The following is a 1,952-nucleotide window of genomic DNA, read 5'->3' on the forward strand; positions in this document are numbered from 1 at the left end:
GTGCAGCACCATGCCGCCGATCAACTGGACGTCGAAAGGCCGCATGCCGAGCACGCGGCGGGCCGCCTCGCGCACCGTGGCGAAGGCCGGGACCAGCAGGTCGTCGAGCGAAGCGCCGTTAGCGAGATCCTGGCGGAATTTCTCCGTGCGCCCGGCAAGCTCGGCGTCGGAAAGCGCCCGCATCTCGTTTTCCATGGCGTTGATGGCCTCGACCCTAGGTCGGGTCGACTTGACGCGCCGGTCGTTGGAAGAACCGAAAACCTTACGGGCGAGACCGCCGAGACTGACCATCCAATGGTCCTTTCGATAGCAATTTTGGCCGTTTGCGACAGGCGCCTGGCGGGCCCATCAAATCCGCGTGAATGCGGACAAACGCAAAAAGCGCCCGGAAAACGGTTCTGGACGCCAAGTCGTTGGACAGATAAGAGGGGGCTCAATCGATGTCAACGCCGCGTTAGCCCTATGGGCAGCGCCAAATTCCGCCACAATTCGACTGATCTGGAACCCTTCCGCTCACGCGATCCTCATTGGCAATCCCATTGGAGTTATCTTGATGCCCCTGTCGTTCCGCCGCGCCTCGCTCGCCAGCCTCGGTCTGGCCTTCGGGCTCTCGGCTCTTAGCCTGTCGCCGCTGATGGCGCAGGAGACCAAGCCCGCGGATGCCACCGCGCCTGCCACCGCTCCCGCCGCGCCGGTCGATCCCAATGCCGTGGTCGCCACCATCAATGGCGAGAAGCTGACCGAGGCCGATCTTCAGCTCGCCGAAGGCGAACTCTCGCAGCAGTTCGCGCAGCTGCCGCCCGATCAGCGCCGCGCGGCCGCCCTTTCGGCGGCGATCGAAATCCGCGTCATGGCCAAGAAGGCGGTCGACAGCGGCCTTGACAAGGACGCCGACTTCCAGCGCCGCATGGCTTTCCTGCAGGCGCGCGCGCTGCATGGCGAGGTCGTCGAGAAGGAAGTGGTCGACAAGGTCACGGACGCCGAAGTCCGCGCCCGCTACGACCAGGAGATCGCCAACACGCCGCCAGTCAACGAAGTGCATGCGCGTCACATCCTCGTGAAGACGAAGGAAGAGGCCGAGGCGATCATCAAGCAGCTCGACGGCGGCGCCGACTTCCAGAAGCTCGCCAACGAACACACCAACGACCCCTCGGGCAAAACCAGTGGCGGCGATCTCGGCTGGTTCGGACCGGGCCAGATGGTGCCGGAATTCGACAAGGCGGCCTTCGCGCTCGACGTCGGCAAGTACACCAAGGAGCCGGTGCAGACGCAGTTCGGCTGGCACGTCATCAAGCTCGAGGACAAGCGCGCCAAGCAGCCGCCGGCCTTCGACGACGTCAAGGACCAGGCCAAGCAGGCGGTAATCCGCGACAAGTATTTCGCCATGGTGAAGGACCTGCGCGCCGCCGCCAAGGTCGAGATCTCGGACGAGAAGCTCAAGAAGGACGTCGACACGCTGGAAGCGGGCAAGTAATCCGCTGTCGGCCTGATTATCCTGAAAAGGGCGCCATGCGGCGCCCTTTGCTTTTGGCTCAGGCGGTCAGTATCCCCCGCGTGATGTAGCCAACGGCCGCGCGGATCGCCGCCACGTCCTCGTCGAGCCGTCCGGTCAGCAGATGCCGCCAGGCGTAGGACGCAATCAGATCGGCGACGATCCCGGCATCGACATCGGCCGCCACCTCGCCCCGCGCCTTGGCGCGCTCGATGATCCGGCCGGTATGGCTGCGGCGTTCCTTCGAATACTCGGCAAGCACGGCCGCGGCTGCCTCGTCCGACTGCGCCTCCGCGATCAGCGAGCGGTAGATGTTGCCCGACGGGGTGTCGCGCCAATGGGCGAAGAGATTTTCGAGAAAGCCCGCCAGGTCGTCCTCGACGTTTCCGGTGTCGGGTGTCTCGACATGCTTCTGCCTCTGGTAGATCTCGATCAGCAGCGCCGCCTTGCTTGGCTGGTG

At 64.7% G+C, this 1,952-nt stretch carries 2 protein-coding genes and 1 pseudogene; 1 reads left to right on the forward strand and 2 read right to left on the reverse strand.

Going from position 1 to position 1,952, the window contains the following annotated elements; all coding sequences use genetic code 11:
• Window positions 1-291: pseudogene (locus tag EOA28_RS34245) on the reverse strand (preprotein translocase subunit SecA); the annotation flags it as partial.
• A gap of 262 nt (window positions 292-553) precedes the next feature.
• Between EOA28_RS34245 and EOA28_RS34250 the strand changes: the two are divergent.
• Window positions 554-1,474, forward strand: a complete 921-nt coding sequence (locus tag EOA28_RS34250) for a peptidylprolyl isomerase (protein WP_126081072.1) — start codon at window positions 554-556, stop codon at window positions 1,472-1,474.
• 58 nt (window positions 1,475-1,532) lie between these two features.
• Here EOA28_RS34250 and EOA28_RS34255 read toward each other — a convergent pair.
• Window positions 1,533-1,952, reverse strand: a 420-nt coding sequence (locus EOA28_RS34255) for a TetR-like C-terminal domain-containing protein (protein WP_128315768.1), incomplete at its 5' end; no start/stop codon positions are given.

Source organism: Mesorhizobium sp. M2A.F.Ca.ET.067.02.1.1 (assembly GCF_004023285.1).
Lineage (GTDB): Bacteria > Pseudomonadota > Alphaproteobacteria > Rhizobiales > Rhizobiaceae > Mesorhizobium.

Bases quoted from the DNA above. Each gene is read 5' to 3' on its own strand.
- EOA28_RS34250 (WP_126081072.1), top strand. From the start codon at position 554: ATGCCCCTGTCGTTCCGCCGCGCCTCGCTCGCCAGCCTCGGTCTGGCC.